Source organism: Paenibacillus xylanexedens, from assembly GCF_001908275.1.
In the GTDB taxonomy this organism is placed as follows: Bacteria; Bacillota; Bacilli; order Paenibacillales; family Paenibacillaceae; genus Paenibacillus; species Paenibacillus xylanexedens_A.
Genome location: NZ_CP018620.1, coordinates 669,458 through 683,390, shown reverse-complemented (window position 1 = coordinate 683,390; position 13,933 = coordinate 669,458). Strand labels below are relative to the sequence as shown.

Below are 13,933 nucleotides of genomic sequence, written 5' to 3'. Positions count from 1 at the left end.
GTCATGCCTAAATTTCTGAAGAAACGCTGGCACGGCTACTATACCGTATGGGCGTTCATACTGCTGCTGTTGCTCGTTATGTTCGTTACCATTTATAACTGGACGCTTGGTTTGATTAGTCTGATACTGGCTTCGGCGCTGGGAATCGTCATGATTAAGGCGGAGCTCGCGTTCCGCCGTGAGCTTAACGACTACATTAATGGCCTATCTATTCGGATCAAACGGATGGAGGGGGAAGCGGTCAGCATGCTTCCATTCGGAATTGTGCTGTACAGCGAAGATCGTACGGTAGAGTGGCATAACCGCTTTGTCGCGGAGATGTTCCAGGAGAAGACAATGGTGGGTAATCCGCTACTTAATTTGTTTCCCAAACTTCCTCAGCCTAAAGAGAAGAAGGATGGGACGAAGGAACATTCATCCAAGGAGTTCCATGACGAATTCCAGTTGGATGATCGGCATTATGGAGTAATTCATAACCCGCAGGAGCGGTATGTATATGTATACGAGATTACGGAGTTAGCCATTCTTCGTGATAAATATGAAAATGAACGCCTTGCATTGGGAATTCTCGTTCTGGATAATCTGGACGAGGCTGCCCAAGGCATGGACGATCAACAGCGTACAGCACTGATTGCCCGAGTGACCAGCGAAATTACGTCTTGGGCCAAGCGGTACGAAGTGTACCTGCGCCGTCTGTCTTCTGATCGTTATCTGTTGATGCTGAATCATAAGTCTTTGCAGGAACTGGAGCAGAGCCGATTTGTCATTTTGGATGAAGTTCGGGAGATGACTGCTGACCTCAAAGTGCCAATGACACTCAGTGTTGGACTGGCGTTTGGATCGGATAGCATCAGCGAGATGGGAGAATTGGCACAGTCCAGTCTGGACATGGCACTTGGACGTGGTGGTGATCAGGCTGCCGTGAAGTCCGGACAACGCCTGTCTTTCTATGGCGGTAAGTCTAATGCAGTGGAGAAACGGACACGGGTAAGAGCCCGCGTTATTGCGCACGCGTTGCGTGATCTGATGCAGGAGAGCGATCGGGTGCTCATCATGGGGCACAAAATTCCGGATATGGACGCGATCGGCGCATCCATCGGAGTGTGGAAAGCGGCCAGTCTGTACAATGTGGAAGCACGGATTGTTCTGGATGGAATTAATCCATCGATTGAACGCATGATGGAGCAAGTGAACAAGGACGAGAAGTTGTCCAAAGCATTTGTATCACCGGAACAGGCAACCCAGATGATGACCGAGCACACGTTGCTGGTGGTGGTGGATACCCATAAGGCCTCCATGACCATGGAGCCAAAACTGGTACAGTCTGCTACCCGTGTCGTAGTAGTGGATCACCATCGCCGGGGCGAAGAGTTCATCAATGACGCAGTGTTGATCTATCTGGAACCTTATGCGTCCTCTGCTGCCGAATTGGTAACCGAACTCTTGCAATACATTCATGATAAGGTACAATTCACTCCGCTGGAAGCTACGGCTCTACTTGCCGGGATTACAGTGGATACGAAGCATTTTGCATTGCACACGGGGTCCAGAACGTTCGAAGCGGCAGGCTTCTTGCGCCGTAGCGGTGCGGACACCATTATGATCCAGCGGTTGATGAAAGAGGATCTGTCAGAATATATTGCTAAGGCAGAAATCATAAAGCATGCTAAAATGGTATACGGGAACATTGCGCTGGCGGTCACGGACCCTGGCAGCAAGATTCCACAGATGATGATCGCCCAAGTGGCGGACACATTGCTGAATATGACCGACGTGGTCGCTTCATTTGTGATTAGTGAGCGTCCGGATGGACTGATTGGCATCAGCGCGAGATCGCTGGGGCGCATGAATGTTCAGGTTGTCATGGAACGACTGGGCGGTGGCGGACATTTGACGAATGCTGCCGTTCAGCTTGAAGGAACGCTTGGAGAGGCAGAAAAACGGCTGACGAACGTACTGGCTGAAATCGAAAAGGAAGAGGGGCTGTTCGAATGAAAGTCATTTTTATAAAAGATATGAAGGGTCAAGGCAAGAAAGGGCAAGTGAAAGAAGTATCTGAGGGTTACGCACAGAACTTCCTACTGCCACGGGGAATCGCACGTCTGGCATCAGACGGCAACATGAAGACACTGGACAACCAGAAGGCGGCTGAAGAAAGACTCAAACAGGAAGAGAAAGCGGAAGCGGAAGCACTTGCCAAAAAGCTGGAAGCAGAAGTGACTGAACTGAAAGCGAAGTCCGGCGAAGGTGGTCGTCTGTTTGGCGCCATTACCAGCAAACAGATCGCAGAAGCTTTGTCTAAAAAGGGTCTGAAAGTAGACAAACGTAAAATTGAGCTGGACGAGCCTATTCGTACACTCGGCGTAACACAAGTAACTGTCAAGGTTCACCCTGAAGTGAAGGCAACCTTGAAGGTACAGGTAACGGAAGAGTAAGATGGGCGGAGAAATGTTATTCGACCGGATTCCCCCGCAGAACCTGGAAGCCGAACAGGCCGTGCTGGGTGCAATCCTGTTGCAGGGCGAGGCCCTGATTACAGCGATGGAACGGGTGCAAACCGAGGATTTTTATGATAAGCCCCATCAATTAATCTTTGAAGCGATGATCCAGCTTGGTGAGGGAAATCAACCGATTGACCTCGTGACACTGACTTCGCTTCTGAAGGATAAAGGTGAGTTGGAGGACATCGGGGGCGTTAGTTATCTGGCTAAGCTAGCCCATGGTGTACCTACAGCCGCGAACGTAGACTATTACGCTCAGATTATCGAAGAGAAATCGATGCTGCGTCGCCTGATTCGTACGGCAACACAGATCGTGAGCGAAGGATATACAGGCGGCGAAGATGTTGCAGCGATGCTCGGAGAAGCTGAACGTCGCATTCTGGAGATTTCCAACCGTCGCTCCAGTAGTGGTTTTATAGCCATTCAGGACGTACTGATGGAAGTATTCGATCGTGTGGAAACACTTCATCAGAACAAGGGAACAACGACAGGTATTCCGTCCGGGTTTATCGATCTGGACAAGATGACTGCCGGATTCCAGCGCAGTGACTTGATCATTGTAGCGGCCCGTCCTTCCGTAGGTAAGACGGCCTTCGCCCTGAATATCGCTCAGAACGTTGCCATTCGGGCACAGGAGACGGTAGCCATCTTCAGTCTGGAGATGTCAGCTGCCCAGCTGGTGCAACGTATGATCTGTGCGGAAGCCAACCTGGATGCCAGCGTGATGCGTATGGGTGATTTCAAGGGTGATGAAGACTGGCAGAAGCTGACGATGGGTATTGCAGCTTTGTCAGAAGCCAACATCTTCATAGATGATACGCCAGGGATTACCGTAGCGGATATTCGTGCCAAATGCCGTCGTCTGAAGAAAGAGAAAGGCCTTGGCATGATCCTGATCGACTATCTTCAACTGATTAGTGGACGTGGTAAAGCAGGGGAGAACCGTCAACAAGAGGTATCCGAGATCTCACGTACACTGAAACAGATTGGCCGGGAACTGGAAGTTCCGGTTATTGCCTTGTCCCAGCTGAGCCGGGGTGTAGAGCAACGTCAGGACAAACGTCCAATGATGAGTGACTTGCGGGAATCGGGTTCGATCGAGCAAGATGCCGACATCGTAGCGTTCCTGTACCGGGATGACTACTATAATCAGGAGACCGAGAAGAAAAATATTATTGAGATCATTATCGCCAAACAGCGTAATGGTCCGGTAGGTACGGTGGAACTGGTCTTCCTGAAAAACTTTAATAAATTCGTCAATTACGAGAGGGCGCACAATGACGCCTTCGCGATGTAACGGGCAGGTGCTGACGGCTTCGATCAGGAAGCAAAATCGTCTGTCCCGAAGATCAACCATTAGAGTAACTGAACGCAAACATGTCTTATAAATACCAGATATAGATTCACATTGAAATGGGTATCCTTGAACCGGTGATAGCAGTCAAGCAAGCTTGGACTGAAGTCTCCGGTTTTTTGTGTCGAAATAATGGGTAAATCCCGAACATTACGGTTGTACTATATCTAATTGTTCGCCATTTGATTTGACTTTGAAAAAGGGTACTGGTACACTAATACTGCTGCGTTAAAGCAGCACAAACCTTCCCTTGAATGTAACGGAAGGACATTTTTACTGTCCGTTAGCACGCTTCTCAGTCGGTTTATTGCGTAACACGCCTGCCGGGATAGAGGACGGACAGACCAATACAAAGGTGCGCAAGGCACCCACGGAGGAATGTTAACTATGTCAACGGTAGTTGTAGTGGGAACGCAATGGGGAGACGAAGGAAAAGGTAAAATTACGGATTATTTGGCGGAGAGCGCTGATGTGGTGGCTCGTTATCAAGGTGGTAACAATGCGGGTCATACAATTCTGATTGATAACAAAAAATATAAACTGACGATGATTCCATCAGGGATTTTCTACACGGATAAAGCGTGTGTGATTGGTAACGGAATGGTTATCAACCCGAAGGCACTCATCGAAGAAATTAATTATATTCATGACAATGATTTCACAACGAAGAACCTGTCCATCAGTGAGCGCGCACATATCATCCTGCCATATCACATGGTACTGGATGCACTCGAAGAAGAGAGCAAAGGTCCGAACAAAATTGGTACGACTGGCAAAGGAATTGGCCCATGTTACATGGACAAATCAGCCCGTATTGGTATTCGGATGGTTGACCTGCTGGATGCTGAAGACTTCGAACTGAAACTGCGTCATCTGGTCAAAGAAAAGAACCGTGTCATCGAGCAAGTCTATGGCGGCCAGCCTGTTGATGTGGAAGAGATTCTGCAAGATTACCTCGGATATGCTGAAATTCTGCGTCCTTACGTACGTGATACATCCGTTGTTCTGAACGAATATATTGATGAGGACAAAAAAGTATTGTTTGAAGGTGCACAAGGCGTTATGTTGGACCTTGATCAAGGAACTTATCCATTTGTTACATCATCCAATCCGTCCGCAGGTGGCGTATGTATCGGTTCTGGCGTAGGCCCGGCTCGTATTCAGCAAGTCATTGGGGTAGCGAAAGCTTACACAACCCGTGTAGGAGATGGCCCATTCCCTACGGAATTGCATGATGCAATCGGTGACCAAATCCGTGAGACTGGACATGAGTACGGTACGGTAACTGGACGTCCACGTCGTGTAGGTTGGTTCGATAGTGTTGTTGTTCGCCACGCGCGTCGTGTCAGTGGAATTACAGGTCTGTCCCTGAACTCTCTGGACGTAATGACAGGTCTGGAAACCGTAAAAATCTGCACAGGATACAAATTCCGCGGCGAGGTCATTACACACTATCCGGCAAGCCTCAAAATGCTGGCAGAATGTGAAGCGGTATACGAAGAGATGCCAGGCTGGAGCGAAGATATCACTGGAGCGAAGAAACTTGAAGACCTGCCAGTGAACACACAGAATTATGTAAAACGTGTATCCGAACTGACAGGCATTCCAATTGCCATCTTCTCCGTTGGTCGTAACCGTGAGCAAACGAATCAAGTTCTTCCAATCTACGAGTAATCGAAGAAATAGAGAGATTGTTTTTTGAATTATAAAATAGAATCCTCTGCCGACTTAGGCATGTTAAGCCTCCAGTTGTTGCTTTTATAGCGATGACTGGAGGTTTTTTGTATGTTTATCGGATATAATCCCGAGATTTCCGTCAATACTGGTTAACAGTAGAGTCACAGACCCCGACATGCGCATGTTAGACGGGTGGGATAATCGGAGGGAGAGAACGGAATGAAGTTGCTTGTGTGGTTTGTTAAAATCGTGCTAACCGTGTTGCTGGTCAGTTCACTGACACTGCTCACGACCGGATTAATTGTACAGTCATATGCGAAGTCGCTACTCGCGAGTTTCAATATTCAGTGGGAAGGTCAACCCATGGGGTTAACCGCCATTTTCCAAGGTGCCTTGGGCGGTAAAACTAGCGAGGGGAACAAATCAGGAAATGGGACAACAGATCAGCCGACAGGAGCGGACGAAGAGCAGGTTCCGGAAGATGCTGTTTCAGTTATGGGGAATGGGACAGAGAACGGTCAATCTGGCATAGATGCGGGCAACAATGCGTCCCAAGGGAGCGGCTCAAACGAGGGCACAGGGGAAGGTTCAGGTACAGATACGACCGTAGGATCAAACTCAGGCACAAGTGCAGGCAATGGGACGGATACGGGCACGGGTAATGACTCAGGAACAGATCAGGGTAGTGGTTCAGCTTCAGGGAACGGAACCGGAGCGACCAGCGGCGGTGCTTCTTCAGGCAATGATGCCATTGTTGTATCACCGGATGACATTACAGGAGCGAAGGACAAGCTGCCAGCAGAGGAGAAAGAAAAAATCTTCAGTCTGCTCATGAACAAGCTGCCGCAGAAAGAAATGCAACAGATCTCAGGCGCCATGGAAGGTGGCCTAACGGAACAGGAATTACGTGAGATTGAACAGGTGATCTCGAAGTACCTGACCAATGAAGAGTACGACAACCTGATGGAAGTGCTGCAAACAGAATAAGATTGGAAGGTAAAGCAGGCGTGCTCCTAGACGGGTATCGCCTGATTCATAATGTAATGGACTTGTCGAGGATGATTGAATATAATTTATTTAAATAAATACTGGAAATGCCTGTAGGAGGGAACAGTGTATGAAATATAAAGGTAAAGAACACAACATATAAAAACGTTCAGGCAACATTGCAGAAACCTCCAGTCCAATTCGTGGACCTCCGTTCATAGATGCATTCAAGAGATCCGGTGGACTTGTGTTTATGAATACACTAATTGGAGGTTGTATTGAACATGAACTTATATCATTCTAATTCAGAACCATCATTAAAAAAGTTTACCGAGGCGACGAATGAGCGATACGAGCAAGGGTTGCGAGAGGCGGATCAGCCGTTTATTGGCTGGGATTTTAGCTATGTAACAGGGAGTGGGCGGCTCCAGAGCGGAATGTTGCCTTGGTCATATGGAACAATGGCGCGCCGATTGTTGAATCAAACAGAACGATTGCTCGACATGGGGACTGGTGGAGGAGAAATGCTGTCCAGACTCCTTCCACTTCCTCCATACACATGTGCGACCGAAGGTTATCTCCCCAATATACCGATTGCAGAGGAACGTTTACAGCCGCTCGGTGTGAAGGTGCTTCCAGTGACTGATGATTCGCAGCTTCCTTTTAAAGATGCGGAATTCGATCTGATTCTTAATCGGCATGAGTCGTATGATGAGCAGGAAGTTAAGCGGATTCTATCGGTAGGGGGAATGTTTCTAACTCAACAGGTAGGTTGGTCAGATTGCAGGGAGATCAATGATCGGCTCGGCATTCCTATGCCAGTGGATTACGATGGATGGGAGCTGGATCGTGCCGTTCTTCAGCTGGAACAGTGTGGATTCCGTATTCTGGAGCAACGGGAAGCAACTCCCGCGCAGCGTTTCTATGATATAGGCGCACTGGTCTATTATCTAAAGACTATCCCGTGGCAAGTACCTGATTTCAAAGTGGAACAGTTCCGTCAGCCGTTAATGGATATTCATATGGAGATGGAGCACAATGGATTTTGGGAAGTACAGCAAAAGCGATTTGTAATTCTTGCAGTCAAAGAATAGAGACATAAAAGTTAATTTCTATTGTGGCATGAGATGAAATCCAGTTTAAGATAAACCACAAACAGGTTGTTTACGTAATCCCTTATCAGAGTTGATCTGGTGAGGGATTTTATTTGTATTTTTATGAAAAATAAAGCATATTTCACTGGGTCTTAGAACCTAGTCTTAATTTGCGAACAAAAGTACATAGTACAGCGGATGTTGAGGCATAATGGGTGATGGACCAGCCGTACTATCTTATGGATAATTTAGGGAAAGCAAGCGGGGCGTGGCTTTGCGGTGTGACGTGTAGAGTTGAAATGAGTGTAAAACCTGTGTTAAAGTATACGGGTGTAATAAAAGGTTAAAATTTTGACACTTTTACGAGCGCAGCTAAAGTCCTGATTTTGCGGACACCCAATACAAGTATCAACGAGCAGGGGACAGACACGATGGGTGATGTCTTGACAGAAATGCGAACTGAGAAGTGCTGAAAAGGAGAGAATCATGAAAGGTTTCAGAGGCATACGCCAACCGGGCAAAGACCGGGTACACGAACAATCCGGGGAACACCGGACGGCCGAAGACAAAAACAACATGAGCATGTCCACCTTCAGTGTGAATAAGAAGCGCGTTCTGGCCTCGCGCAAATGGATCATTACAGCAGCATGTGGTGTATTCATCGCAGCATCGCTCGGGTTCGCAGGCAAACAATATGTTACTGCAAACACCGTACCGTACTATAAAGTAATGGTTAAAGGTAGCGAGATTGGTACCATTGCAGATGAGGCACAATTACAACAACTATTTACAGACAAAACTGAGGAATATCAACATAAATATCCGGATGCAGAGATGGTGCTGAACACAGATGGCATCACAACCGAAACGGTAAGAGCGTACAAACCTGAAGTGAACAGTGACGAGACGCTGGACAAACTGGGTGACATGCTGACAGCCTACGCCAAAGGTGTGGAGCTTAAGGTAGATGGTGAAGTCATTGGTATTGTGAAGGATCAGGCAACAGCTGATGCAATCCTGGAACAAGTGCAGAGCAAATACATATCGGCATCGGCTGTGCGAAGTTCGCTTAAGACGAAGTCGGTATCGGCTAACTCCTCGAAGAAAGACGAGGGACCAAGCACAACCCTGAAGTCGGTAGGCATCAAGGAAGATGTAGCGACAGATGTGGTGAAGGCTGATCCAAATAAAATATGGGATGTGTCCGAGGCGGTTAAAGCTTTAACCGTTGGTAAAGACGCGCCTGTAACTTATGTGGTTCGTGAAGGAGATACGATCTCTTCGATCGCTGCCAAGTATGAAATAACACAAAGCGAGATTCGCCAGCATAATCCGGGCATCAAGGAAACGTCGCTTCAAATCGGAGACGAACTGACCTTGACCGTTCCGAAACCGGCGGTAACCGTTAAATCGGTTGAGCAGGTTGTTGAACAGATTGAGATCAAACCACAAGTGGAAGTGCGCAAAAGTGACGAGTTGAAAGCAGGTACAACAAAAGTCGTGCGCCCAGGACAAAGCGGCTTGAAAAGCATGCAGTACCGTATAACCAAAGAAAATGGTGAAGTGGTTCAGGAAGAGTGGCTTGGTCAGGAAGTGATTAAAGCAGCTGTAACTGAAGTAGTCCTTAGCGGAACAAAAGTTGTTGGTGAGGGCACAGGTGAATTTGCTTGGCCGGTATCAAATGCAACGATGAGTAGCAGCTTTGGACAACGTTGGGGTCGCCAGCACAAAGGTGTCGATCTGGTAGGTAACCGCGATGTGAAAGCGTCTGATGAGGGTGTAATTACTTTTGCAGGACAGAAAAGCGGTTATGGTAATGTCATCATTATTAACCACCGTAACGGATACGAAACACTGTATGGACATTTGAACAGCATTGGCGTTAAGGTTGGACAAGTGGTTGAAAAAGGCGAGAGTATCGGCGTTATGGGCAACACGGGTCGTTCGACTGGAACACATCTGCATTTTGAGATTATTAAGAATGGAACGGTAGAAAATCCGTTAACGTATTTGAACTAATATAGAGCTTAAGTGGAGCAAGGTTGGCTATAATGCTGGCCTTGTTTTTTGCTGCTGTAAAAAATTTTCAGATGAAAGACCTTCCAAGCCCCTGATCGGGATGTGACGGTGCTTCAGGTATGTTAAACTAGAGAGTATAAACAACAAACTAGAGAAACCAATCAAGTAGGCTTGGTACAAGCTAAACATAGAAGAGAGATATAAACGCTAATGCGGATTAAGCAGGATATAGGGGTGAACTTAGCCGATGCAGGGGAAGATTTTGGTGGTGGACGATGAACAGCCCATCGCGGACATTCTGAAGTTTAATTTGGAAAAAGAGGGGTACGAGGTCATCTGTGCATTTGATGGCATTCGTGCGGTTGAACTGGCGTTATCCGAGAAACCGGATCTGATGCTGCTGGATCTGATGCTCCCGGGCAAGGACGGTATGGATGTCTGTCGTGAGGTGCGCGCTCATCTGGAGATGCCGATCATTATGCTTACCGCCAAGGATGGCGAGATCGACAAGGTGCTTGGTCTGGAACTGGGTGCGGATGATTACGTGACGAAGCCATTCAGTACGCGTGAGCTGCTTGCACGGGTGAAGGCACAGATGCGCAGACGGCAAAAGCTTGCGATTACGGCCGAAGCGCCGGAAGATGAGGAAAAGCAGGTCATGCGACTATTTGATCTGGCGTTTGATATGGACATGTATACGGCTTACAAAGGCGGGGAACCGCTCGATCTAACCCACCGTGAGTACGAACTTCTCTATTATATGGCGAAGCATTCCGGCAAGGTTATGACACGAGAACATCTGCTGCAAGCGGTGTGGGGATATGAATATTTCGGCGATGTACGCACCGTGGATGTTACGATTCGTCGTCTGCGTGAGAAGATTGAGGAGAATCCGAGCAAACCGGAAACGATTCTGACTCGCCGCGGGCTCGGTTATCTCGTGCGCAGTGCCAAAAGCGTGGGGATATAATGGGCCGATTCGCGCGATTCTCGTTCTTCCGAACGATTCAGGCGAAATTGATCATTATCTATGTACTGCTGATTCTGATTGCGATGCAATTGATCGGGGTTTATTTTGTGAGCGCGATGAAGAACTCACTAACGAGCAACTTTACGGAAGACTTGCAGGCGCGTGCGGAGATGCTGTCGGTTCTCGTGGGGGAGACGATGGCGGGTGGAGAAGCAGAAGCTGGCGAGGACAAAACGGAAAATCTGCGTGTGCTGGTGAACAATCTGTTCAACATTAATGGTGCCGAGATTCAGGTGCTGGATGCCAGCGGCAAGGTACTCACGACCTCGCTAAGTTCACATTCGGATTATGTCGGGCGCAAAAACACCCAGACCGTCGTCAGCCGTGCGCTGCAAGGCATTCGGGACAATGAGGAATATATCGTGGACGAGGATAATGTTCGCAAAAAGGTCGTCGCCAAGCCGGTGCTGTCCGGCGGTAAGATCATTGGTGCGGTCTACATCGCGGCATCCATGAACGAGCTGTATTCCACGATGGAGGGAATCAACAAAATCTTTATCTCCGGCATTCTGATTGCCTTGTTGTTAACGGCGGTGCTTGGCGTGATCCTGTCCCATACGATTACACAGCCGATTAAAGAAGTCACTCGGAGAGCGACAGCGGTCGCAGAAGGTAACTTTGATCAGCAGACACCTGTATTTGGCACGGATGAGATTGGTCAGCTCAGTCGGGCTTTTAACTATATGACCAGCCGGCTTCGGGATGCACTTTCACTGAATGAAGAGGAGAAGGAGAAGTTGACCTCCATTCTGACGAATATGAGTGATGGTGTGGTGGCTACGGATGAGTACGGTAAAGTCATTCTCGTAAACCGTCGTGCCAGCAGCATTCTGGGTATGCATCCTGCGGATATTGAAGGAAGACACTTTGCCATATTACTCGGCATTGATCCGGAGGATGCGGAAGCCCTCGCGAGTGGCTTCACAGGTTCAACGCTGCTGCAGATTGCACCCGCTGGACAAGAAGAGCCTGTGGTTATTCGGATGACGTTCACACCGGTTCATCGACGTGAACGGGGGATCACGGGAACCATTGCCGTACTTCAGGATGTTACTGAGCAGGAAGAACTTGAAGCATCCCGGCGTGAATTCGTAGCCAATGTATCCCATGAACTGCGTACACCACTGACCACGATCAAGAGTTACGCGGAAGCACTGGATGACGGTGCACTGGAAGATCCGCAACTTGCCGGTCGTTTCGTTGGTGTTATTCAGAACGAGACGGAGCGAATGATACGACTGGTTACGGATCTGCTGCATCTATCTCGGCTGGATTCCAAAGAGGCTTTGCTACGTAAACAGCCAACCGATATCCTGGAAATGCTGGAGGAAGTGACGGATCGATTCTCGTTTCAGATGCATCAGAAGGATATTCAGCCTGTGCTGTCTGTAGAGAATGATATTCCGGCTGTTCCGCTGGATCGTGACCAGATTGATCAGGTGCTGGATAATGTCGTATCCAATGCGCTGAAATATACATTGGAAGGCGGCACCATTACGATTGCGGCTAGACGCAGTGATGAACACGCACTTGCCATCTCGGTATCGGATACCGGAATGGGTATCCCACAGCGCGATCTGGATCGCATTTTTGAGCGGTTTTATCGGGTGGACAAGGCTCGTTCCCGCAGTATGGGAGGCACAGGGCTAGGACTGTCCATTGCCCGGGAAATTGTGAAGGCACATGATGGAAGCATCTCTTTGGAGTCTGAAGTAGATGTGGGAACGACAGTAACGTTCACACTGCCGATGCGGGAGAAAGGGGGTGAGCACCGTGAAGGAACGGATTAAATCCTTGGTGCTTGCTGCCCTTGTTGTAGCCAGTCTGGTTCAGAGTTGTTTTCTGATCTACCGTTTGCCCGGAGGCGGGGATTCCATTGTGACGTCAGAAACGAACTATGTGAAGACGGAAAATATGGGTCAGGAACGCAATATTGAAGAATTGATCTTCCCTGATCAGATGATTATTCATCTGGGTGAGGATAAACATACGGTGTTTTACCCTGGCAATACGTTCTATCAGTTAATCTATTCGCGGTTACAGGGGCGGGCGTTCGATGATTTTCAGCGCCGCAGTGTGCAATCGGTGAACTGGGATCAGATTCGCAAGGAGAACCCTGGGTTTGAGCTATTGTTCAAAGAAGGTATTCCCGTAGCATTGTTACAGCGGGTGATGAGGCTTGGGACGGATTCCTTATTTCAAGGGGAGACGATTAACCGAATTTCGATCTATACGTCCAAAAATGAAACGAAGGCCCATGCGCTGTTCTTCAGCGCCAAGGGAGACGTGGTATACGAAGCAACGCAGGCGGACCTGACAGTACAAGACGTGCAACAGCATGTTGACTTCGGTACGAACTGGACGCCATATACGCTGATGGATGGCGGGTATTATATCCCAGCCGAAGCTCTGGAGACGATTGAGGCAGATGTGCCGACAGGGCAGTTCACGGTTGAGCAAATGCAGCGTAGTCTGTTTTTCGATCCAAGCATGACCCGGAATATCCGGGAAAAAGATGGATCGGAGATCTACACGGATAGTAAACGTAGTCTGCAGGTAAAACAGGAACAGCGCTGGATCAGTTACACCGATCCGGCGGCACCGCCTGCGGGACAGATTGATCCCGCGAAGGATGCGTTGTCTGCGGTTGACTTTGTGAATCAGCATGGTGGCTGGAAAGGCCGTTCGCGCATGATGCTGGAGACCGCCGACAGCAAGACGCAGCTTGAATTCCAACAGTATTATGGTAGCTATCCGATTATGGATTCCATGCAGTTCCGCTTTGGCACGATCAGTATGGAGATGCAGCAGGAGACGGTATCCAGTTATGAGCGATCACTGGAATACCTGAACGAAGGTGCAGAGACGAAGAAATCGGTAAAGTTGCCTGGCGGAGACAAGCTGAAGGCTCTTATTAAAAAGGTCGCAGGTGAGAATCGTCAGGTCGTAGACGTGTACCCGGCATATCGTCCTTCTTCGATTGAGGACGGACTAAAGCTGATCCCGGTATGGGTGATCCGCTTTGGAAACGGGGAGGAAACTACCGTATCTTGATAGGTTATAGTCTTTGAACCAAAGAGTAGCTGTACTTTATCACTACGCGTGCAGAATAACCTTCCGGTCTATAGATGTGAACTGCCCAAGTGGGATGATAGGTTCCCTTGGGCAGCGGGCTAATGGCTAGCTATGATGAACGTAACCACAAAAAAATAGCCCTCCATATTGCTGCACATCGTAGGTTAAAATGGACAGTAAGAAGACCACCATTTCA

The 13,933-nt window shown here is 48.5% G+C and carries 10 protein-coding genes; all 10 read left to right on the top strand.

The window, feature by feature from the left end:
• The first annotated feature begins 3 nt into the window (after positions 1-3).
• The 10 genes from BS614_RS02835 (at position 4) to BS614_RS02790 (ending at position 13,716) form a co-directional block, all read left to right on the top strand.
• Positions 4-1,995 (top strand): DHH family phosphoesterase, encoded by a 1,992-nt coding sequence (locus tag BS614_RS02835; RefSeq protein ID WP_074092888.1) that lies wholly within the window; start codon positions 4-6, stop codon positions 1,993-1,995.
• Positions 1,992-2,435, top strand: coding sequence for a 50S ribosomal protein L9 (gene rplI, locus BS614_RS02830; protein WP_074092887.1), 444 nt, complete (start codon positions 1,992-1,994; stop codon positions 2,433-2,435). The genes BS614_RS02835 and rplI overlap by 4 nt, the downstream gene beginning before the upstream one ends.
• Before the next feature lies 1 nt (position 2,436).
• Positions 2,437-3,798, top strand: a complete 1,362-nt coding sequence (gene dnaB / locus BS614_RS02825) for a replicative DNA helicase (RefSeq protein WP_036611922.1) — start codon at positions 2,437-2,439, stop codon at positions 3,796-3,798.
• A gap of 444 nt (positions 3,799-4,242) precedes the next feature.
• Complete coding sequence (locus tag BS614_RS02820) at positions 4,243-5,529, top strand: adenylosuccinate synthase (RefSeq protein ID WP_036671866.1); 1,287 nt, start codon at positions 4,243-4,245, stop codon at positions 5,527-5,529.
• A 222-nt stretch (positions 5,530-5,751) separates the two neighbouring features.
• Positions 5,752-6,519 (top strand): hypothetical protein, encoded by a 768-nt coding sequence (locus tag BS614_RS02815; protein WP_074092886.1) that lies wholly within the window; start codon positions 5,752-5,754, stop codon positions 6,517-6,519.
• Positions 6,520-6,803: 284 nt separating this feature from the next.
• Entirely contained in the window at positions 6,804-7,613 is an 810-nt protein-coding gene (locus tag BS614_RS02810) for a class I SAM-dependent methyltransferase (RefSeq protein WP_074092885.1), read from the top strand.
• Positions 7,614-8,099: 486 nt separating this feature from the next.
• Positions 8,100-9,632, top strand: a complete 1,533-nt coding sequence (locus tag BS614_RS02805; RefSeq protein WP_036671864.1) for a peptidoglycan DD-metalloendopeptidase family protein — start codon at positions 8,100-8,102, stop codon at positions 9,630-9,632.
• 247 nt (positions 9,633-9,879) lie between these two features.
• Positions 9,880-10,602, top strand: a complete 723-nt coding sequence (gene yycF, locus BS614_RS02800; RefSeq protein ID WP_074092884.1) for a response regulator YycF — start codon at positions 9,880-9,882, stop codon at positions 10,600-10,602.
• Entirely contained in the window at positions 10,602-12,452 is a 1,851-nt protein-coding gene (gene walK, locus BS614_RS02795) for a cell wall metabolism sensor histidine kinase WalK (protein ID WP_074092883.1), read from the top strand. The genes yycF and walK overlap by 1 nt, the downstream gene beginning before the upstream one ends.
• Positions 12,436-13,716, top strand: coding sequence for a YycH family regulatory protein (locus BS614_RS02790; protein ID WP_074092882.1), 1,281 nt, complete (start codon positions 12,436-12,438; stop codon positions 13,714-13,716). Before walK ends, BS614_RS02790 begins: the two co-directional genes overlap by 17 nt.
• Positions 13,717-13,933: the final 217 nt, after the last annotated feature.

What these genes read in the sequence shown, in the direction of transcription:
- BS614_RS02805 (WP_036671864.1), top strand. Translation starts at nt 8,100, where the DNA reads ATGAAAGGTTTCAGAGGCATACGCCAACCGGGCAAAGACCGGGTACAC.
- BS614_RS02810 (WP_074092885.1), top strand. Translation starts at nt 6,804, where the DNA reads ATGAACTTATATCATTCTAATTCAGAACCATCATTAAAAAAGTTTACC.
- rplI (WP_074092887.1), top strand. Translation starts at nt 1,992, where the DNA reads ATGAAAGTCATTTTTATAAAAGATATGAAGGGTCAAGGCAAGAAAGGG.
- BS614_RS02815 (WP_074092886.1), top strand. Translation starts at nt 5,752, where the DNA reads ATGAAGTTGCTTGTGTGGTTTGTTAAAATCGTGCTAACCGTGTTGCTG.
- yycF (WP_074092884.1), top strand. Translation starts at nt 9,880, where the DNA reads ATGCAGGGGAAGATTTTGGTGGTGGACGATGAACAGCCCATCGCGGAC.
- walK (WP_074092883.1), top strand. Translation starts at nt 10,602, where the DNA reads ATGGGCCGATTCGCGCGATTCTCGTTCTTCCGAACGATTCAGGCGAAA.
- dnaB (WP_036611922.1), top strand. Translation starts at nt 2,437, where the DNA reads ATGGGCGGAGAAATGTTATTCGACCGGATTCCCCCGCAGAACCTGGAA.
- BS614_RS02835 (WP_074092888.1), top strand. Translation starts at nt 4, where the DNA reads ATGCCTAAATTTCTGAAGAAACGCTGGCACGGCTACTATACCGTATGG.
- BS614_RS02820 (WP_036671866.1), top strand. Translation starts at nt 4,243, where the DNA reads ATGTCAACGGTAGTTGTAGTGGGAACGCAATGGGGAGACGAAGGAAAA.